This window comes from Arcanobacterium sp. S3PF19, from assembly GCF_000758825.1.
Lineage (GTDB): Bacteria > Actinomycetota > Actinomycetes > Actinomycetales > Actinomycetaceae > Arcanobacterium_A.
The window spans coordinates 155,447-176,195 of sequence record NZ_JRMX01000014.1 but is presented as its reverse complement, the minus strand read 5'-3'; the positions used below and the strand labels follow the sequence as shown (position 1 = coordinate 176,195).

At 55.5% G+C, this 20,749-nt stretch carries 17 protein-coding genes; 10 read left to right on the top strand and 7 right to left on the bottom strand.

Annotated elements, in window-relative coordinates; translation table 11 throughout:
* Positions 1-32 precede the first annotated feature (32 nt).
* Positions 33-2,282, bottom strand: a complete 2,250-nt coding sequence (locus HMPREF1631_RS05115; RefSeq protein ID WP_034233098.1) for a DUF6049 family protein — start codon at positions 2,280-2,282, stop codon at positions 33-35.
* Entirely contained in the window at positions 2,279-2,824 is a 546-nt protein-coding gene (locus HMPREF1631_RS05110) for an NUDIX hydrolase (RefSeq protein ID WP_084707469.1), read from the bottom strand. The genes HMPREF1631_RS05115 and HMPREF1631_RS05110 overlap by 4 nt, the downstream gene beginning before the upstream one ends.
* Positions 2,825-2,889: 65 nt before the next feature.
* Between HMPREF1631_RS05110 and HMPREF1631_RS05105 the strand changes: the two genes are divergently transcribed.
* The 9 genes from HMPREF1631_RS05105 (at position 2,890) to HMPREF1631_RS05065 (ending at position 13,776) form a co-directional block, all read left to right on the top strand.
* Positions 2,890-4,386, top strand: coding sequence for a CCA tRNA nucleotidyltransferase (locus HMPREF1631_RS05105; protein WP_052047142.1), 1,497 nt, complete (start codon positions 2,890-2,892; stop codon positions 4,384-4,386).
* The gene (locus HMPREF1631_RS05100) at positions 4,379-5,692 is read left to right on the top strand and encodes an MFS transporter (RefSeq protein ID WP_052047141.1); all 1,314 of its coding nucleotides are present in this window, start codon (positions 4,379-4,381) and stop codon (positions 5,690-5,692) included. The genes HMPREF1631_RS05105 and HMPREF1631_RS05100 overlap by 8 nt, the downstream gene beginning before the upstream one ends.
* A 33-nt stretch (positions 5,693-5,725) precedes the next feature.
* Positions 5,726-7,036, top strand: a complete 1,311-nt coding sequence (locus HMPREF1631_RS05095; RefSeq protein WP_052047140.1) for an AI-2E family transporter — start codon at positions 5,726-5,728, stop codon at positions 7,034-7,036.
* 44 nt (positions 7,037-7,080) lie between these two features.
* Complete coding sequence (locus tag HMPREF1631_RS05090; protein WP_052047139.1) at positions 7,081-9,201, top strand: transglycosylase domain-containing protein; 2,121 nt, start codon at positions 7,081-7,083, stop codon at positions 9,199-9,201.
* Positions 9,202-9,364: 163 nt separating this feature from the next.
* The gene (rpsF, locus tag HMPREF1631_RS05085) at positions 9,365-9,673 is read left to right on the top strand and encodes a 30S ribosomal protein S6 (RefSeq protein ID WP_034233096.1); all 309 of its coding nucleotides are present in this window, start codon (positions 9,365-9,367) and stop codon (positions 9,671-9,673) included.
* An 18-nt stretch (positions 9,674-9,691) separates the two neighbouring features.
* Positions 9,692-10,204, top strand: a complete 513-nt coding sequence (locus HMPREF1631_RS05080) for a single-stranded DNA-binding protein (protein WP_034233094.1) — start codon at positions 9,692-9,694, stop codon at positions 10,202-10,204.
* Between the two features lie 67 nt (positions 10,205-10,271).
* The gene (gene rpsR, locus HMPREF1631_RS05075; RefSeq protein ID WP_034233093.1) at positions 10,272-10,508 is read left to right on the top strand and encodes a 30S ribosomal protein S18; all 237 of its coding nucleotides are present in this window, start codon (positions 10,272-10,274) and stop codon (positions 10,506-10,508) included.
* 14 nt (positions 10,509-10,522) lie between these two features.
* Positions 10,523-10,972, top strand: a complete 450-nt coding sequence (gene rplI, locus HMPREF1631_RS05070; RefSeq protein ID WP_034233091.1) for a 50S ribosomal protein L9 — start codon at positions 10,523-10,525, stop codon at positions 10,970-10,972.
* Between the two features lie 179 nt (positions 10,973-11,151).
* Complete coding sequence (locus HMPREF1631_RS05065; protein ID WP_034233089.1) at positions 11,152-13,776, top strand: choice-of-anchor M domain-containing protein; 2,625 nt, start codon at positions 11,152-11,154, stop codon at positions 13,774-13,776.
* A 16-nt stretch (positions 13,777-13,792) separates the two neighbouring features.
* Here the strand turns inward: HMPREF1631_RS05065 and HMPREF1631_RS05060 are convergent, their stop codons facing one another.
* Positions 13,793-15,139, bottom strand: a complete 1,347-nt coding sequence (locus tag HMPREF1631_RS05060; RefSeq protein ID WP_034233087.1) for an MATE family efflux transporter — start codon at positions 15,137-15,139, stop codon at positions 13,793-13,795.
* A 398-nt stretch (positions 15,140-15,537) separates the two neighbouring features.
* Here HMPREF1631_RS05060 and dnaB point away from each other — a divergent pair, with 398 nt between their 5' ends.
* On the top strand, positions 15,538-16,899 hold the full coding sequence (gene dnaB, locus HMPREF1631_RS05050; protein ID WP_034233083.1) for a replicative DNA helicase: 1,362 nt from the start codon (positions 15,538-15,540) through the stop codon (positions 16,897-16,899).
* Positions 16,900-17,000: 101 nt separating this feature from the next.
* Here dnaB and HMPREF1631_RS06850 read toward each other — a convergent pair whose 3' ends face one another.
* The 4 genes from HMPREF1631_RS06850 to HMPREF1631_RS05030 form a co-directional block, all read right to left on the bottom strand.
* Positions 17,001-17,696, bottom strand: a complete 696-nt coding sequence (locus tag HMPREF1631_RS06850) for an HD domain-containing protein (RefSeq protein WP_052047137.1) — start codon at positions 17,694-17,696, stop codon at positions 17,001-17,003.
* 7 nt (positions 17,697-17,703) lie between these two features.
* Positions 17,704-18,540 (bottom strand): bifunctional hydroxymethylpyrimidine kinase/phosphomethylpyrimidine kinase, encoded by an 837-nt coding sequence (gene thiD / locus HMPREF1631_RS05040; protein WP_034233082.1) that lies wholly within the window; start codon positions 18,538-18,540, stop codon positions 17,704-17,706.
* 178 nt (positions 18,541-18,718) lie between these two features.
* Positions 18,719-20,110 carry an alpha/beta fold hydrolase gene (locus HMPREF1631_RS05035; protein ID WP_052047136.1) on the bottom strand — a complete coding sequence of 464 codons (1,392 nt, stop codon included), beginning with the start codon at positions 20,108-20,110 and terminating at the stop codon, positions 18,719-18,721.
* A 5-nt stretch (positions 20,111-20,115) separates the two neighbouring features.
* Positions 20,116-20,727 (bottom strand): 1-acyl-sn-glycerol-3-phosphate acyltransferase, encoded by a 612-nt coding sequence (locus HMPREF1631_RS05030; protein WP_034233080.1) that lies wholly within the window; start codon positions 20,725-20,727, stop codon positions 20,116-20,118.
* Positions 20,728-20,749: the final 22 nt, after the last annotated feature.

Below are 20,749 nucleotides of genomic sequence, written 5' to 3'. Positions count from 1 at the left end.
ACGCCGGAAGGGGAAAAATAAGTTACCCTAACTTATGGTTTCGGAAAATTATTCTTCCCAAGAGGCCGGGAACGCCTGCCCCGGCGGATTGATTTCACGGTGCCAAAGACCAGAACGGCAAGAAACAGCAGAGAAAGAATCAGAGTACCGATATTTTCCCAGTTTGCCCGCACCCGCACAAATACCTTCAGATTTTCCCCCAGGGGTATATTCTGCGCATCGGTAATCTCAACCTGAAGCCCCGTATTTCCCGATCCTCTGGCGGTCAGGGGAAGATAAACATTCGTAACCCCGTCTGCTTTCAGCGTTACCGCAGTCGGTTTTACTTTCAGAATTCTTTTTTCCGGGGCATATGCCCGCACGGTAACGCGCGCCGGGTAGGGATAAGGATTTTTCACGCGAATCGGAATGTTTGCCTGCTGCGAAATCAGATTAATCGTAGAGGTGTGTTCAAAGGAGAAAGACGGCAGATGCCTGTTTTCCGCCGCGAAAGCCGCAATCTGCTTCTTCCGCCGGGAGGGGTTTTTACGCAGATCCAGAGAGAAAAAGGAATATACGGACGAGTTGAGGCGCTGTTCCAATTTTGCGCCGTCCGCAAAAGTATGCACAAGAGGCAGGAGACTCATCTGCGAGCCGAACAGGGAATTAATCTCCGAAGCGGTAATTTCTCCCGGGGAGGTATCTTCTTCGGGCACCGGCAGTGCGTCGTTTTGCGGCGCAGCGGATTGTGAAATCTGCTTTAGATCCGATGTTTCCAGCCAGGGGCAGTCCAGGAGCCGGCTGAGAATTTCCGAAGATGCGCTGCCCGCGTCAATTACCAGGGGACGGGGAAAATTTGGAGCCTGGGTATGGTGAATGGCGGTCAGCGCAACGGCGGTTTGCAGACAGCCGGGTGTATCCAGTTTTATCGGCGCTTCCGTGCCAAGCCGGAGAAACCCGGCAAGAGACATGGAAACGGGTGTGTTTATTCCGATGACCCGCATGGTTTCCTTCCCGCTGCGGATGTCTTTTACCGCTCCCGGGGTGTAGAAAGCCGGTCTGCGGGAAAGAAATTCGGACTGCGGAACAAGGAGTTCTTTTATTCCCAGATTTTGCAGCAGCCGGAAAGTTTCCCGATCGGGGAGATTATTCATCCGTGCCGCGGAAAACACATTCCGCGGCGGCTGCCCTGCCGTGCCCGCGCCGCCGGAAGAAGGCTGCGAACCCTGTGCGGAAGCGTAAATCTGTTCCGAGAGACGAAGAATCTGCGCAGCCGTCTCCTCCTTTTTTCCATGCGCAAGAGCAGCGAAATCAGGATTGGCAAAAGGAAGAGGAAGGGTTTGCGCGGCGGAAAGCGAACGCAGAGCCGTGTTTGTCTCCCGATCGGAATAAACTCCCGCTTCGGGAAGAAACGTTATTCCGCGGCGGTCGCGGGGAGTAAAATCAGAAATCTGTTTTTCCCGCGCTTTTTCCGGCGCTGATGCGCCGGGCACACGTTTTTTGTCCGCATTGTGCGAATTGCCGTTTTCCCGGCGGTTAAACAGTTCGTCTTTGAAGGAAGGGCGTGCGGCGCGGGGCATGTTTTTCCCCGGGGAAAGAGGAACCAGTGCGGTGACAGGTGTTTTTGTGGTCTGCGCATGGGATGTGCCGACCACTGCCGTGCGGGCACAGTAGCGCTGCCCGTCTGCGTTTTTGCCGGCTGCGGCGCTGCCCGGAAAAGATCCGCTCTGCGAAGCGGAATCGGGGGCGGAAGCCGATACGCACAGTTCGACCCCCTGGGCTCCCCAGGTGAACGCGCCCGTGGGCCATTTTCGTTCCTCCGGCCTGAGCGTAAAGACAATATCTTCCCCCTCGCCCGGGGAAACCGTGCGGGCCGGGGAAAGTTCGCGCATTTGGACCGGTTTTCCCGCAGCGGATCCCTCCATCCAGCGGTAAAGCAACGTGTGGTTTGTGAGAGTGTTTTTTGATTCCCTTATCTCGGCGGAGATGATTTTCAGATCCGTTTTCCCTCCGTTCACAAACGTGGCGGTGATCCCGGCATCCTGCGTCGGGGAAACAAACGGGGTATGGACCGTTTTGATCCGCAAAAACGGGAGAGAGGGAAGGGATTTGCCTTTTTCCGTTTCCGGCGCGGAATTCCCGGCGTGTGCGGGCGCGGGGGCAAAGACGGAAAATCCGCAGAGCAGACAGAGGCAGAAAACAATTATTCTCAGGAACGGCGCCGGGCGCGGACAATATTTCGCCCTGTGCGGAAAGAAACCGTTTTTTAATCCGGTATGCTGCACAAAAAAGACTTTCGTCACGATTTCGGATCACTTTCCAAAAGAACGCGGACTGTGGAAATAATTCTGCGCTCGTTGGGATAGGCAAGCCGGGCGGCAACCTCGTCAAGCCGGACCCATTCCACTTCCTCGGCTTCGTGGTCGGGATCGTTTTCATTCGTCAAAGTTCCCGAAAGCGCTTCCAGCAGAAAATGATGTACCACTTTATGCACGCGCCGGTCGGTGCCCGAGAACCAGTAATCAATGGATGCCAGATGCTTCAGCACGCGCGAATTTATTCCCGTTTCTTCGGCAACTTCCCGCACTGCGGCCTGTTCGGCGGTTTCCGTTCCCTCCAGATGCCCTTTGGGAAGACACCATTCCAGGCGTCCGCCCCGGTTCCGCCGCGCAATAACCGCCACATACGCCACTTTGTCCCTCACCATTATTGTGGCTCCGCCGGCAGATGTTTCGTTCACTATTGGCAGCGGAGTCCGGTTTAGGGCGCACCGGGCACGGACGGTACGTTTCAGATAATACGTCCGTTTTGCGTATCTGCGCGATTCGTTCGGCTTCTTCGACATATTCTCAATTGTAGTGATTTTTCTCTGCGTTATATGAATTTCCGGATTATTCGTGGCAACCTTATATGGTGACGAAAAATAATCAGGATTCAGTTACGGCAAAGGCGGCGGATATCGCTGATGTCAATCAGCGTGCCCGGCTGCTCGCTTCGGGGCACCAAACCCTCAGCTCGCTTCCTGCGGCAATTCTTGAACTGGGAACTATCTTCTCACGTTCCGGGGAAGAATTGGCATTGGTCGGGGGGCCTGTTCGCGACGCGTTCCTTGGGCTTGCGGTACATGACTACGATTTTACTACGTCTGCCCGCCCGGATAAGACGGCGGAACTCCTTTCTGCGTGGGGTGATGCGTCCTGGGATATCGGGAAAAAATTCGGCACAATAGGGGCCGCCCGTGACGGCTTGGTGGTGGAAGTCACTACATACCGCAGCGAAGAATATGATCCGGCCTCCAGAAAACCCGAAGTGCATTACGGGACGGAACTCGAAGGCGACCTGACGCGCCGCGATTTCACGGTCAACGCGATGGCCGTGCGTCTTCCCTCCCTGGAACTGGTTGATCCGCGCGGGGGGCTGGATGACTTAATCGCCGGTGTGCTGCGCACGCCCGCTTCCCCCGAACAGTCTTTCAGCGACGATCCGCTGCGGATCATGCGTGCCGCCCGTTTTTCCGCCCAACTCGGTTTCGACGTGGAATACCGGGCAATGCAGGCGATGGAGTCCCTGGCACCGCGGCTGGAGATTGTTTCCGCGGAGCGTATCCGTGCCGAACTGCAGCGGCTTATCGTGGGCAGATATCCCCGCAGAGGGTTGGAGCTGCTCGTGCATACGGGAGTGATGGATTTGGTCCTTCCCGAATTTTCCTGTCTGCGCCGGACGGTTGACGAACACGGCCGGCATAAAGACGTTTACGAGCACACGCTTACGGTATTGGATCAGGCAATCGCTTTGGAAACCGATGCCGACGGCGATGTGCCCGGACCCGATTTCGTGCTTCGTTTTGCGGCTTTGATGCACGACGTGGGCAAACCGGCAACACGCAGATTCGAACCGGACAATACGGTATCTTTCCACGGTCACGATTACGTGGGCGCGCGGATCACGGCGAAACGGATGCGGCGGCTGCGTTTCGACAAACAGACCACGAAAGACGTGTGCCGTCTGGTGGAACTGCATCTGCGTTTTCACGGATACGGCGACAGCGCATGGACTGATGCGGCGGTTCGCCGGTATGTGACCGATGCAGGGGATCTGCTTCCCCGTCTGAACCGTCTCACCCGTGCCGACTGCACAACGCGCAACAGACGAAAAGCAGCCGTTTTAAGCGCGGCGATGGACGATTTGGAGATGCGCATAAAAGCCCTGAAGGAGCAGGAAGAAATCGATGCGATCCGTCCCGATCTGGACGGCCTGGAAATTATGCGGCTTCTGGGTCTGAAACCGGGCAGGGAAGTGGGGATCGCCCGTAAATATCTGCTTGATCTGCGTTTGGAGGAAGGCCCTTTGGGAAAGGAAGAGGCTGCCCGCCGTCTCGTGGAAATGTGGAACAGGCGCGGTGAATAGACAGTTTGCCAAACTGCTGGCAATACGTCTGTGCTCGCAGACGGGAGACGGACTGTTTCAGATGGGTTTGGCCTCCCTGTTTTTCTTTCACCCCACGCATCTTGCCTCCGTGCGCGATGTTGCTTTTGCCTTTACCGTGCTGCTTTTGCCTTTTACGGTACTGATTCCGTTTGTAGGGCCTTTTCTGGACCGTCACAGCAGACGGCAGATACTTTTGGGCGGAAACCTTTTCCGTGCCGCGCTCGCCTTTGCGCTGGCAGGAATCGTGTTTACATCCCCGCGCTCCGTTTTCGTCTGCATCTTGGCGCTGATATGTCTGGGGATAAACAGATTTTTGCTGGCTGCGCTGTCTGCCGCGCTTCCGCACACTCTCCCCGGGCGGCTGCTGGTGTGCGGGAATTCGTTTGTGCCTTCTCTGGGTGCATTTGCAACGGCTCTGGGGGCCGGAATCGGTTATCTGCTGAACCGTTTCACATCCCCCGGAGGTGTCCATGATGCCCTTGCGCTGAGTTTTTCCGCGATGATGTTTTGCGCGGCGGGTCTGTCTGCGCTGTTCTTTTCCCCCGACGCTTTGGGTCCGCGCTCTGACGGGGCTGCAGGCAGGGATTCTGCCGCGCACATCTTCCGGGGCGCGGACGGTTTTTCCCTGCCTGAGTCGGTGAAAAATACCGTAAAAGAACTGACTTCCGGCGTGAAATATCTGCGAAAACACCGTCTTCCCTCTTACTGTCTGTGCATGATGGCCGCACACCGCTTTCTGTATGCACTGAATCTGATTTCTTTTGTGCTTATTTCGCGTAACCCGGCCGTGTCCGGGAAAAGTGCGGATATGGGACTGGGCCTATTTGTTTCGGTGTTCGCCGTTTGTGTTGCGGGCGGCGCGGCCGCGCTTGTGCTTACTCCCCCGGGCGTGCGGGCGGTGGGATTAACCCGCTGGGTCTGCGTGTGCGTAATGTTTTCGGCACTGTCTTCGGCTCTGCTCACCGCCGGCTGCACGCCGTGCCTGCTTTATTCCGGTGCGTTTCTGCTCGGGCTGGGCGTACAGGGTGCAAAAATCGCAACCGATGTGCTTGTGCAGCGGGAAATCGGGGACGTCTTTCGCGGGCGGGCCTTTGCCGTTTACGATATGCTCTACAATTTTTCCTTCGTCTGTGCCGCGTGTGCCGCCGTGTGTGTTCTGCCCGAGACGGGCCGCAGCGTATATCTTTACGGAGGAATGTTCTGTCTGCAGATCGCGGCGGTGGCGGTGTTTGCGTCAAAAACCGACTGTGGGATGAAATTCCGTACCAATAGGCAAATAAACTAGGATGACGCAGGGAAACATGGGAACATTGGTTTTATGGCAAAAGTGAAGAAAGATATGTCGGGTCTGCGCCCCGGACAGGAAACGGAGAAATCCGAATCCCGAAAAAACGCTCTTCCGGAGGGCCGTTCCCCGATGGGAATGTCCGTTTTGGCCGTGGGCGCTCTGCTTACCGTGGCCTTGGCGGGTCTGCATTATGTGCAGGGCGTGTTTGCGCCGCTGTTTCTGGGGCTTACCCTGGTTTTGGCTTTCCGTCCCGTGGGACGGGCGCTGATCAGATGGGGTGTGCCCGGATGGCTCGCCGTTGCGGTTAATTTCCTGACGCTGATTACGGTATTTGTGGGAACGGTATCGGTTGTGGCCTGGTCGCTTGTACCGGTTCCGCAGACCCTGCTGACATACCGCGGCAGATTCGAAAGCACGGTCACTTCCATCGTGCAGCTGTTGGACCACTACGGTATTCAGACCACAAATCTGGATAAGCTGTTGGAGGATCTGAATTACAACACGCTTATTTCCTGGGCATGGACGCTCGTCGACTCTCTTTCTTCGGTAGGCGGTCTGCTTGCCGTGGTGGTAATCGCGCTGTTTTTCATCAGTCTTGATACCATGGTGATGAATGCCCGCGGGAAAGTAATGCGCATATCGCACAAAAACCTGTCTATTGCCCTGGCGGGATTTGAAAAGCGGGTGCGTGCGTACTGGATCATTTCCACGGTGTTTGGAATAATCGTGGCGGTGGTTGACGTTTTTGCTCTGCAGCTGATGGGGATTCCGCTCGCCGTGACATGGGGAATGTGGGCCTTTATCACGAATTATATTCCGAATATCGGATTTATTATCGGTGTTCTTCCCCCGATGCTTATCGGTCTGCTTGATCAGGGATGGCAGACAATGGTTTACGTATGCGTTGTGTATTCGGTGATCAACGTGGTAATCCAAACCTTTATTCAGCCGAAATTTACCGGCGACGTGGTCGGCCTTTCCCCCACAGTCACATTTTTTTCCCTCGTTGTCTGGACAAGCATCGTCGGCCTGCTGGGTTCGATTTTGGCAATTCCGCTGACTCTTTTCTTTAAGGCGCTGCTGATTGATTCCGATCCGCGCACACGCTGGCTGGACGTATTCTTCATTTCCGAAAACGATACGCGCAAACGGGATGAAAACGGGTGGTACGATCTGACGCACGCGCCCACCGTACGTCCCGCGGAAGCGGAATTGGCGGGGGCGAACGGAAAAATCAACAGGCCGGGGCTGCGCCGTCTGCGCGGAAATGTGAAAATTCGGCAGTTGTCACGTAAACTTCGTCGTAGTGAAAAGCAGAATAATTCACTCGAACACCGGTAAAACGTTTCCCGGCGTCTGAAACAGCTTAGGTAGACAGAGTAGTTATGAATGCAAGAAAAAACGCTGGAAAGCCGCGTCTGATCAATTATCCCAGAGCGGGCAGGAAAGGGATTCGGCGCTGGATTCCCTCGTGGCGTCTGGTCTGCGGCTCTTTTTTCATTTTCTGTATTGTGTGCGCGGCGGCACTGGTCGGATTTTATATGTCGGTGAAAGTTCCGCAGCCTGCGGATTTTGCCCTGGCGCAGACAACGACCATATATTATTCGGACGGAAAAACAAAACTTGGATCGCTTTCCGACGTGAACCGCACGATTGTGGGATTGGATAAAATTCCGGAGAATATGCAGCATGCGCTGGTGGCTTCGGAAGACAAAACCTTTTATGAAAACAGCGGTGTTTCCCCCACGGCAATTTTCCGCGCGTTTATAAATAATCTGCTGGGCAGGCCGCGTCAGGGCGGATCGACGCTGACGCAGCAGTATGCGGAACGGTATTATCTGGGGAATACGAAATCTTATCTGGGCAAGCTGCACGAAGCCGTGCTGGCTCTGAAACTGGACGCCTCCGAAAGCAAAGAAAAGATTTTGGAGAACTATCTGAACACCATCTATTTCGGGCGCGGAGCATACGGCGTGGAAGAAGCGGCGAAAGCATATTTCGGTGTGGGTGCCAAGGATCTGTCTTTGGAGCAGTCGGCTCTTTTGGTGGCGGTGATTCCGGCGCCTTCCGCGTGGGATCCGGCTGTCAGCCCAAAGAAAGCAAAGCAGAGATATGAACGTGTGCTGCGGCGGATGAGCGAAGACAAATGGATTGACAAGGCGGCCGCAGACCGCGCAATGCGGAATTTCCCCAATGCCAACGGCGTGCGGCAGATTAAAAATATGAGCGGCACAAACGGTTATCTGATGGAAACGGTTCGCCGGGAGATGCTGCGCGACGGCGGTTTTTCCGATACGCAGATCGCCACGGGCGGTTACAGGATTGTTTCCACGATCGACAAAAAAATGCAGGACGCCGCCGTGGAGGCGGTGGATTCCCTGCCCAAGAGCCGGCCGGCAAACAACAAAGTGGGACTGTTTTCGATGGATCCGCGCAACGGAGAGGTCTATGCCCTTTACGGGGGAAAAGATTATCTGAAGGAACAGCAGAATGCGGCGACGCAGGCCCGTGCCCAGGCCGGTTCGACGTTTAAGATGTTTGCCCTGACGGAGGCGTTGGAGCAGGGGATTCCGCTGTCCGAAAAGTTCCCCGCGCCCGCGCGGATGTATTTCCCCAAGGCAAAAACGGAGATTGTGAACTCCGGCGGCGCGGATTACGGAATGCTTGATCTGATAGGGATGACGAAATACTCCGCAAATACGTCGTATATTGCCCTAAATGACCGGGTCGGATCGGAAAACACCCTTAAACGTGCGGAAAAAATGGGTCTTTCGGAGAAAACGCCCGGTCTTAACGGGAACTACGGGAATGTTCTCGGTTCCGCGTCGGTGACGGCGAAGGAGATGGCGCGTGCATACGGTGCCGTGGCGAATGAGGGGAAGATGGCCGTTCCCCATCTGGTGCGCGAGGTGCATGCGGCAAACGGTTCCGTGCTGTACCGGGGAACGACGAAGACCGAACGCGTGCTTTCCGCGCAGGCGGCGCAGGATGCAGTCGTGGCACTGAAATCCGTGCTTACGAATCCGTCTGTGGCTCCGACGGTTGCGCGGAAGATAGACCGGGAGATAGGCGGAAAGACAGGTACGTCCAGCGGTCCGGTGTCGGCGTGGTTTATCGGGTTTGCGCCGCAGATGGTGACGGCGGTGAATATGTATCAGAGCGGCCCGGGAGGGGAAGAGCAGAAACTTAGCGGGTTTGCCGGGGTGCGTACCGTGTTCGGATCGACATTCCCGCTTGACGTGTGGACGAAATACACGGCGAAAGCGATGAAGGGGATGGAGAAAATGCAGTTCACCCAGTCGCGCAGGGAAAAGAGAATTCAGGAACGCAGGCGGCAGCAGGAAGACGCTGTGCGCGAAGAAAAACAGAATAAAGAAAACACCGGGCAGCCGGGCACTCCGGCGCCGGAGCCTCAGCCGGCCCCCGCGCCCGCGCCTGCTCCGGAAGAGCATCCCGAACCCCGTCCCGCCCCGCAGCCCGGGGAAGAAGGCAATCTTGCCGGGTAACACCGATTCGGAAGATAATGTGAAATTGCCCAAAAGGGGAAATGTGCCCGAATTTCCTGTATAATAACTTCGCATAATGTTTTCCGGGGGAAGATGTTATGCTGCATGACCCTCCTGTCGCGGAAATCCCGCGACCGCAGAGACCGGAGGAGGTGGGTGAAACATGCGTCAGTACGAGATGATGATTATTCTCGATCCTGAAGTAGATGAGCGCAACCTACAGTCGACTTTGACGAAGCTGCTCGCCGTTGTACCAAACGAAGGCGGAGTTTTGGATAAGGTTGATATTATGGGGAAGCGTCGTCTTGCTTACGATATCAATAAAAAGTCTGAAGGTGTGTACGTCGTTGTGTACATGACGGCCAAACCGGAAACCGCACAGGAACTCGACCGTCAGCTGAGCCTGAACGAAAGTATTCTGCGCACGAAGCTGCTTCGTTACGAACCGGTTCCGGTCGGTGCCGAAGAATAGAATCCGGTAGGAAACAGTATGGCAGGCGAACCGATAATCACTGTGGTTGGTAATCTGACCGCAAATCCTGAATTAAAATACGTAAGCACCGGGCGCGCGGTGGCCAATTTTACGGTTGCATCGACGCCACGTACTTTTAACCGCCAGACTAATGAGTGGGTAGACGGCGAAGCCATGTTTATCCGCTGTGCGGTGTGGAATCAGTATGCGGAGAACGTAGCGGAATCCCTGACGAAAGGAATGCGGGTGATCGTAACCGGCAGACTTTCGGTGCGCTCTTATCAGCGTAACGACGGATCGCAGGGAACTTCCGTTGAAATGCAGGTAGATGAGGTTGGTCCGGCATTACGTTACGCCACTGCTTCTGTTACCAAAGCAGCCGGAAACTCCCAGGGCGGATTTAACCAGGCAGGAGCCGCGAACGGCTCTCCGACTTACGATGCCCCTGCCGGCGGCGCGCTGCATGATCCGTGGGCTTCGGCTCCGCAGACCCCGCAGGATTCCGCATTCGACAAAAATCCGCCGTTCTAAAAGATTCACAGGCTTTCCCGCAGCGTAAACCGTTTGGGAGCGTAAGGGAATTATTGAAAGAGGAAAAATGGCAAAGCCAGTATTGCGCAAGCCAAAGAAGAAGGCCAACCCGTTGAAGTCGGCCAAAGTCGAGATCATCGACTACAAAGATACCGCAACTTTGCGGAAGTTCATTTCCGACCGGGGTAAGATCCGCGCCCGTCGCGTGACCGGTGTCAGTGTGCAGGAGCAGCGTCAGATTGCGCGTGCGGTGAAGAACGCCCGCGAAATGGCACTTCTGCCTTACTCAAGTTCAAACCGCTAAGGAGGGGAACGGTAATGAAACTTATCCTCACCCATGAAGTAAAGGGCTTGGGTTCCGCAGGCGAAGTTGTGACCGTGAAAGACGGTTACGGCCGGAACTACCTGATTCCCCGGGGCTACGCCGTTGCGTGGACGAAGGGTGCGCAGAAGCAGATTGATCAGATTGCCGATTCGCGCCGGAAGCGCGCAACCGAGGATCTGGAAGCGGCACGTGAACTGCGTGAGATTTTGGAAGCGCAGGTTATCGTGGTTGCGAAGACGGCCGGGGCGAACGGGCGTCTGTTCGGTGCGGTTACCGTTGCCGACGTGGCGAAGGCTGCGTCCGACCTGACCGGAAAGTCGGTTGACCGCCGTTGTGTCAATCTGGATTCGGTGGTAAAGTCGGTCGGCGAATATACCGGAGTGGTAAAACTTCACGCCGATATCGCCGCAAACATTAAAATTTTGGTGGAAGCGGCAAAGTAAAGTTATTTACGCGAAGAAGGGGAGAGACGCAGCGGCGTTTCTCCCCCTTTTCTTTTTCCGCTGCGGTATGCGGATTTTGAAAATACGGTATTTGGCGGCACCTGTGGCACTCCGTTTGTTATTGATAACGATTCTCATTATACTGAATACAGTTATCCCCGAGTGACAGAAAGAAACCGATGACACCTTTAAAACACCGTTTTGCCGCATTACTTGCGGGACTGATGACTTTGGCACTGATGTTCGCCGTCTGTATCCCTCCTGCGGGTGCAGTGGGCGCCGCCGGCTCCCACTGTGACAATTATGCCAAAACCGCAGACGGAAAAACAGAAATCTGCGAGAACCATACGGATGCGTTTTATGTAAATACCGATTCCGGAAAACCGGTTGTATATGTGCGCACAGGGTTTAATGACGATCTGTACGATCCAAACTCAACCGTATTTGCGATTCAGCCGCAGACGTATTCGGACAGTTATAATTTCCGCGCGCTTTCGCGCGGGGGAAAAGTCGGTTACTACTCTTCGGGAAACAGAGATTTTTGGTTTGAGCCCGGTTGGAGTGCCCCAAATGTGAAGGAAAACGGTTTTACTTCCGTTTCGATACATTTCCTGAAAGTGCGGGGGCCGGGAAATTTGGCGGTATTTGGAAACAACGAACTGGCTGTGGACGAAAACGATCCGAATCTTTTCAAACCCGTTTTGAAAGACGGCAGTTACTATGTTGAAGACGGTTCGGTGCTTCCGGTTCCCGGGCATTACCACGGGCACTGGTTTTTTGAAAAAGCCGGGCTTTACACACTGACCGCAAAAGCCGTGGCCGAAAAGAGCGACGGGAAAAAAGAAGAGTCCAAAATTTTTACCGTTGTTTTTCGGGTAATTAAAAACCCTGCGGATACACGCGATACCTCCGCGGGCACGGATCCGGCGCCCACGCCGGAAGTTCCGGGAGAGAATCCCTCGCCCCTGCCGCCGGCTCCCGGACCGCGGCCCTCACCCGGCCCTGCGGGCACGGATCACGGGCCCGCGCCCGTGAATCCTTCTCCCCGACCCGGAGAAAACAGCGCCGGAAGCGCGCAGATTCTCAGTTCCGAGGGGAAAACAGTGCTGGATCACGGGCATATAGACGTATTTAATGCCGTTATGCGAAACGGACGCCCGGCGCTGACCGTAAAAGACGATTCCGTTTCCCCGTCTGTGCTGCGCGAAGCCGAATCGGTGATTATGAATGTGCCGCAGAAAGCATATACGGAATTTCCGGAAAATTTTGCCCGAAAATTTGTGCCTTCCGGCTATTTTCTGGGAATAAACGGGGATCGGCAAAGCGAAATACCTTTCCCCGGATGGGATTCCATGTCTGTGCCAAAATCGGCACATCCTTTGGAATATGAGTTTCTTGAAGTAAAAGGACCCGGGAAAGTGTTTTTCTTCGGCAGTCCTTCGTACCGCGGCAGTGCCTCTCTGTTTGAATCGGGAAACACGGAGTTGGTTTCGGGAGAAAAAATTTGGCAGCCCGAGCCGCGGCACGTGCACGGAAACTGGATTTTCGAAAAACGCGGAATTTATACGATGAAAGTGCGCGTCTCGTCGAAAGCCGCGCTCAGCGCCTCCTCTTCGTTCCTAAACGGTCTTTCCGACCGTGCGGCGGCCGCGCTTGATGCGAATCGGGACGCGCAGAGCTCGCGGGTATTTACCTACACCTGGGCGGTCGGAGACGGCCTTATCGGCAAACCCGGCGGGCATGGCGGTGCGCGGCAGATTCCGCACCAAACACACGATTCCGCTTCCGGACAGGATCCTTCGGCAGGCGGAAACGGGAATTCCGGTGCTGCCGGAGCACACGGAAACGGCTTTGGGCCGCGGCGTGCAAAACATACCGTCTGCCGGCTGCGTTCGGTAGGCGGAACGGGTGGGGCCGCGCTGCTGCCCCGCATTAAAGACGACCGTTTTGTGCCGGCGCATTGGGTTGATCCGAGCAGTCTGACCTTTGCCGTCGGAGCGGCGGGAAAAGCCGTTACCACCGAAACCACGGGAAACATCCCCGCAAATACCCGGGTGTGGATGATTTCTGCGAGCCAGGTGGCAAATGTGCCCTGGGTGGGCGTAAATACGCAGGCTCCGAGTCTGCTGGAAAAAACAAACGGATCGCTGTCAATGAGTCTGACATCTTTCTCCGGACCGGGAATGATGGAGGTGTTCCAATCCGGCAATTTCGGAAAGACAGTCGGCAAACGCTGGCTTTGGGGCGCCGGTTCTTCCGGAGCGGGAACGATTAGTCTGCCTCCCAATACGCATGCACATCCAAATTGGGTGTTTTCGTCTCCCGGCACGTATCGGGTAGGGCTGCGGCTGCGGACGGCTATGCGCGCTTCCGGCGCGGTTTTTGCCGATACCGTACTCACGTTTAATGTCGGTGCGGGAGCGGGAGTGACGCACGGACACTTCGATCTGGGTGCGCTTGTGGCAGCTGCGGGAAGTACGCAGAAATGGCTTACCGACGACGGCAAACCATGCGTTCCGAGCGCTGCGGAGCTGCGTGCGGCAGGAATGTCGGGCATGGGTGCAGGCAAATCCGCCACTTCCGCTGCGGCTGCGGCGGATGGGGCAGACGCACAGCCCGCGGGGATGTCGGATTCGGTGAAAGCACTGAAAAACCCGAAGGCGAATTCAGGCGACGGAAACGCGTCTTTGTTTACGCAGCATATACTGCTCGGCGCAGTGGCTGCGCTGCTGCTGGTGAATGCGGTTTTCTCCGGTGTGGGGATTATGCAGCGGCGAAAAGCGGCACTGAACGCCAAAGCGTGAATTTATCCGCGTGCGGTTAATCGCCGGGTTGGTGCAGGTGCATCCACCCGGCTCCGCGTACGCGGCAATAGGCCGTGGCACTGCGTGCCGTCATAAACACGAGCGCGTATCCCGCCCAGAGAAAAAGCATCGCGAAAGTGGGGCTTCCCATAGGCAGGAACAGAACAGCCAGTGCCACGGGAGTAAAGGAAAAGAAAGAGATCAGCATATATTTGGCCAGTTTACGGGTGTCGCCGGCGCCGATCAGCACTCCGTCGAGGAGGTAGGCGAGTGCGGAAACGGGAACGGAAAGAGATATTATCAGGCAGATATATACCGACAGCGTGCGCACGTCACTGTCTGCGGTGATCAGAGACGGAACGGCAAAAGACAGAACGGCGAAGAACAGGGCAAGAATTATTCCGGTCACAACAGATCTGTTGATGCATCTGCGCAGGATTGTTCGGATTTCGGAAACATTTCCCCTTCCCAGACTCTGTCCGATCATTATCTGAGCGGCCGTGGCCAGGGAATCCAGGCCGTAAGAGGCAAAATTCCACATGGTCATTGCGATTTGGTTGCCTGCCAGGGCAACAGTTCCCAGGCCTGCCGCGGCGGTGATCTGCAGCAAAATGGCGCCTCTCAGGCACAGCGTCCGAATTATCAGCGGAATCGCGCTGCGCAGCGAAAGCAGAACGCCTGCTCCTTTCGGAAAGGGAGGCACACCGTATCTGCGTCCGATTTTCCGCACCCGCATACAGAGGAAAAAAGCCATAAACAGCTGCGCCGCAGCCGTTCCGTATCCCGCACCGGAGATTTTCAGGGCGCAGGGGTAGATCAGGAAAAAATTGAGGGGAATGTTCAGCAAAGATCCGGCGACAGAAGCATACAGAGGTGATTTTGCGTCGGAAAAACCGCGCAGAGTACCCGTTGCCGCAAGCGTAACCAGCATTCCCGGCAGCCCGAACGCGGAGCTTTGCGCATAGGCCACTGCCTGTTCAAGTGTTTGCGGCTGTGGGCCGAAAAGGCGCAGGATGCTCTGCGCGCCGAAATGGAATACGCACGCAAAAATTACGCCGATCATTCCTCCCAGCCAGATTCCGTCTATTCCTCTGCGGATTGCCGCCCTGTGGTTTCCCGCTCCCACAAACCGGGCCGTTTCCGCGGTGGTGGCGTAGGTGAGAAAGATACAGATTCCCACGATGGCGGTGAGAATTGTGGAGGAGAGAGACAGGCCCGCGAGTGAGGAAGTGCCCAGTCTGCCGACCATAGCCGAATCGACCATGATCAGCAGCGGTTCGGCGAGCAAAGTGGCAAGCGAGGGCAGTGCAAGAGAGGAAATTGTGCGGTCTATCCGGCGCAGTTCGGAATTTTTGCGGTGCATGGGTTTGCTGTCGTTTCGAAGATCTGTCTGATTTCGGATGTACAGAAAGATTATATCGTCCGTGACGTACATGGGCGTGTTTAACTTTAACTTTTTTATGTGTCGGGAGTTTTTAACGGATAATTTTTTCCACAGTAAAAAATTTTCAAACCCCTCAAATTGGCGGTTTTCCCTAGAAGATCCACAACTGTGGAAAACTTTGAAAGTCGCTGTGTGGAAAACGGAAATAATTTTTTAAGTTTTCCACTTTCTATATGGCGTGTTTCCACAAAAATACTTAAAGAATCCACAAAAACTTTTGTGCCCATTGTCTCACCCGAAAGCGCAAGGCGAACCAACATCCGGTTCCCTTGGGGAAAAAGCGTATGTTAAGGCATACTTAGCTAGTAGGAGGAAAGATGGCAGACAGCGAAACGGCAAACCCGGGATTCAGCCGCGTACCGCCGCACAACACGGAAGCGGAGGGTGCGGTTTTGGGAAGTATGATGATCAACAAGGACGCAATTTCCGATGTGGTTTCACTCGTACGTGCTACCGATTTTTATACCCCGAAAAACGCTCTTATCTTCGAAACAATAATAAAAATCTTTTCCAACCAGGGCTCGGCCGACGTAATTACGGTTGCCGCGGAGCTGGAACGCAGCGGGGAACTGGCCACGGTCGGCGGCGACGAATATCTTTCCGATCTTGTGCTGAATGTTCCCACAACCGCAAATGTGGCATATTATGCAAAAATTGTGCAGGATATGTCCAAGCTGCGTGCTTTGGTCAATGTCGGTATGCGGATCACGCGTCTGGGATATTCCGCCGACGGAAATGACGTGGAAACACTTCTGGACAAAGCACAGGCGGAGATGTTTGCCGTGGCCGAATCCCATGTGGTGAACGACTACGCCGGACTGAACGAAATTCTGCCCGACGTGGTTGGCGAAATCATGGCAAATTCCGCCCGCGACGGAGACATGGTCGGACTTCCCACCGGTTTCGGGGATCTGGATTCGGTTCTTTTGGGACTGCGTCCCGGGCAGATGATTATTGTTGCGGCGCGTCCGGGAATGGGAAAATCCACTCTCGCAATGGATTTCTGCCGAAACATTGCGATAAGGCAAAATAAGCCCGTTGCCTTTTTCTCTCTGGAAATGAACCGCAACGAACTGGTGATGAGGGCGCTCGCCGCGGAATCCAATGTTATGCTTTCGAAGCTGATCAGGGGAGAATGCAGTGAGGATGAATGGCAGAAAATAGCGACTACCGTGGAGAAAATTTCCCGGGCACCGTTTTTTATCGACGATTCGCCGAATCTGACAATGACCGAGATCCGCGCCAAAGCGCGCCGCCTGCGCCAGCAGCAGAATATCGAAATGATTGTGATTGATTATCTGCAGCTGCTCACTTCCGGGGCGAAGCTCGTTGAATCCAGGCAGCAGGAAGTCTCGGAGTTTTCCCGTTCGATCAAGCTGCTGGCAAAAGAGCTTGATATTCCGATTATCGCCGTCGCACAGCTGAACAGAAATCCGGAAGCCAGGCAGGACAAGAAACCGCAGGTGGCCGATTTGCGCGAATCGGGTTCGCTGGAGCAGGACGCCGACGTTATTTTGCTTATCCACCGCGATACGGCAGATACTTCGCCGGATGCGCCGCCGTCAAAAATTATTATCGGCAAACACCGCGCCGGTCCCACGGGGGAAATAGAATTGATGTTCCAGGGAAACCGTTCCCGCTTCGCCGGTCTTTCCACGCAGCCGCAGCCGGATTACTGATCTTTGCCCTGCCGCGGCGGGCGTCTGCGCGCCCTTTGCCACGGCCGCATAAATCCGGCAAAGAGCAGCGGATCAGGGATTTATCCGCCGTCTTCGGGATATCAGCCGATTTCCCCGCGCAGCCGGGAGAAAAATCCGATTTGGTAGTCTATGTTTTCTCTCCAGAGCTGCCGTGTGGTTTCGCTGTGCCGTGTTTTTCCGCGCATTTGCTCCAGCCGGGCGAGATAGGAGTCAATTTGGAGAATCTGTTTCGCAGTGGAAAGCGAGAGAAAATTCCAGTAACGCAGCGTGTCGCAGATCCTGTAGGTGCCGAAGCGGTCTATGTCGTCGCATTCGCCGATTAAAACCGCGCAGGCAGTAGGCGGCTTGGGGAAAAAGCGGTACTTTTCCCCGGCGGTGTTTTCTTCGTTTTCCGCACAGTCCGTGCGCGGATTGTATCTGCCGTCCACGTGCATCGCGATCCCCTGTGCCAGTTCTTCGCACAGATCGGCAGGCAGATCCGCTTGGGCAAACAGTTTTGCCGCCGTCAGAGCACCGCTGCGGCCGTGGTCGACGGGAATTTTGGCATCCCATTTTCCGATATCGTGCAGCAGACAACCCAGTTCCAGAGCCTGCGGATCAAGATTCTCTTTCTCCGCCACCCGCCGTCCGATTTGCGCCACACGCAGACAGTGCTCGAAGCGGTAGCGTTTTTCTTCTTCGCTGCGGCCCGCGGCATTGTAAAGATGCTGCCGCAGCGCGGCTGTGAGAAAATCCCGCAGCCGCGCAAAATCGGCAAATTTACCGTAGTTTTTCATTCCGCGTTCACAGTATGCGGGTGTGGCAGACCCCGGCCGTTTCGGAAGCGGAATAGGCGCCCTGCCATACCGTGTCAAACGGAGTGTTGCCGCTCACGCGCGCCTTTATTCCGCAGGTAACCAAATCCTTTGCCACCTGCACGGCTTTATGGATATCGCTGCCCTTTGCCAATTCCGCGGTGATTGCCGCAGCCAGGGTGCAGCCCGCGCCGGAAACCCGTTCCTCACCGATTTTATCGGTTTCGTACACGGTTGCCTTTTCTCCGTCCCAGAGCACATCCGCAGCTTTGGGGCCGGGGAATTCCGTTCCCCCTTTTACCAGCACATATTTGGGGCCGAGAGCGGAAATTTTCTTCGCCGCGAGTGCCAGATCCTCCACGGTCTGCAGGTTTTCCATTCCCGAAAGGGTGCATGCCTCAAAGTAATTCGGCGTTGTCACAGTGGCAAGGGGCAGTATTTTTTCCCGCAGCGCGGTATCGGTGTCCAACGCCTGACCGGGTTCCTGGCCTTTGCAGATCAGCACCGGATCCACCAAAATGTTTTTCCATGACTGCTTTTTCAGTGCCTGCGCAACGGTTTCGATGGTCGCCGGCGTGCCGAGCATACCGATTTTTACCGTATCCAGATTCTGTGCCGCGGTGGCCGCTTCAATCTGATCGCGGATAACTTCGGGAGCAACCGGCACAAAACGGTGTCCCCAGTTATTTTTCGGATCGAAAGAAACGATACACGTCAGCGCACCCATTCCGTAACAGCCCAGTTCGTGAAAAGTTTTCAGATCAACCTGAAAACCGGCGCCGCCCGTGGCCTCCGAACCGGCAATAGTGTAGGCAAAAGAAACCATTAACTGCTTCCTCTCATTCGTGAAGCGGCTTCCGTGTGTGAAGCGGCTTCCGTTTATAGCTGATTCACAACAAGTTTACGCCGGAAAACACACGCGGTGCAGTTTTCCCGCAGGCGAAACCGAAGAATGTTTCACGCGCGCCGCGGAAGGAAGGAAAAGAAAACGAAAGATACGAAAATTAATCTTCCTCCGCAGCCTGCAGCAGCCGGCCGATAACGGCGGCGGAATCCGTGCGCAGCGCGTCGTGAAAATACGAACGGCTGTATAGCGGTTTCAGCGCGGATATTTTCCCGGCTGTGCGCAAAGAAAGTTCTGCGGGCACAAACAGATCGTTTTCATAGATAAAAGCGGCTGTTGGGACAGTGTTTTTTCCCAGCGTGTCCACATCGTACAGAGCGGGAAAATCGGTAAAACCGGCCAAAATTCCGGCTGCCTGCGCCATTGCCCGCAAAGCCGGGTCTTCTTCTCCCTGCCAGGGGAAAACGTGCTCGGCGGAAAAACGGAACCCGTATCCTTTTTCCCGCAGTTCCCGCCGCAGACGCTCCTCGCCTTCCCCTGCGTGCGCGGGATCGGGCAGCGCAAACTGCGCGAGAGTCCGGCGGATCCGGTGTGCCGCCCATCTTGTGGCGCCCGTGAAATCCTGTGCGTAAATACTTTCGTGCAAAGCCCAGTACAGGGGATTTCCCGCAAAACTCAGCGCATTTCCCACGGAATTGAGAAATCTTCCCGAGAGACGTTTTCTGCCGTTTATCCAAACGAACGGATTTTCCAGCATATAATGCAGCTTTTCAAAGCCGTAGGACCATCCCAGATTGATTCCGATCATCCGGAATCTGCGTGGCGAAAGACGCTCGCCCGTGGGCAGTGTTTCCGGTGTGTCCGCAAGATGGGAAACGATATCCCAGCAGGTGTCTTCGTCTTTCGGATAGCGGGCAAAGAATTCCCGGTTTCTTTTTTCGCAGTCCGCCCACGTGCGGATATACACCTCATCCGCGGGATCGGTGAGCGAAGGAAGACCTCCGGTGATAAAGGCCCGCGCCAGCCCATGCGGCGCACGGGAAAGATATGCCGTGATGCAAAAACCGCCGAAAGACTGTCCGAGAGCCGCCCAGGGCTCGTCTGCCTGAAGCTCCCTGCGCAGTTCCTCGGCATCGTCCGTAATTGAATCGGCGCGGAAACAGGCCAGATAGGCGGCCTGAACCCGGGGAGAGGGAAAACCGTTCAGCACATTGCCGTCGATCGGCGACGACAGGCCGGTACCCCGCTCGTCAAGCATTACGACACGGTACCTGCGCAAAAGAGGTTTCAGCCATCCGCCTAAAATTTCCGGACGGGGAGCGGCAGATCCCGGTCCGCCCTGAAAATAAACCAGCCGGGGAAGATTTTCACCGCCGGGTGCGCGAAACTCTCTGGCAAATACGGAAATCTCCGCAGGAAGGGCGGCTTTTTCCGCGTCCGTGAGACGGAATCTTTTGGCATACACTCCCCCGCGGTCCAGCGGAACGCGCAAAGAAATCTCTTCCGTGCCGTATTCGGGCAGCGAATAATGTGTCCGGCGGGAAATACCCATTGCAGTCAGTCCTTCCGTGCGGGGGAATTAGGCGCGTCCGCAGTGCCGTCTTCGCCGCGCAGACGCGGTTCGGAACGCAGTTCGGGGCGGATTCCCGTTTTGTCGGCATAAAAAGCGCGGATTTTTTCCATGTCCGCCCGCATATCTCCGCTCAGGCGGATGGTTTTTCCCCATCCGTAGGTTTTCCTCGGCGTGCGCGTGATATATCCGAGAACTACGGGCAGGTCGGCCTGCATCGCAATATGGTAAAAGCCGGATTTCCAGAATTCGCGCTTCCCGCGCGTGCCTTTCGGTGTGATCACGAGCAGGAAATCGGAATTTTCACGTGCCCGGGCCACGGCGTAATCTACGAGACCGTGAGAGCGGGAACGGTCTACGGCAAGCCCGCCGACTGCTTTGATAATCGGGCCGAAAGGTGAGTTTACGGCGGAATCTTTCACAAAGAAATTAAAGTGCCGCCCGACTTTCCACAGCCCGATGGCCATCAGAACCGCGTCCCAGTATGAAGTGTGGGGAGCGCCGACAATAATTGCCTTCGGCGGCAGCTTTTCCCCTTCGTTCAGTGTGTAGGGGGAAAATATATGCCCCACAAAGGAAAGAAATTTTGCGCATCTCATGTTTTTTCCTTATCCTGTGCCG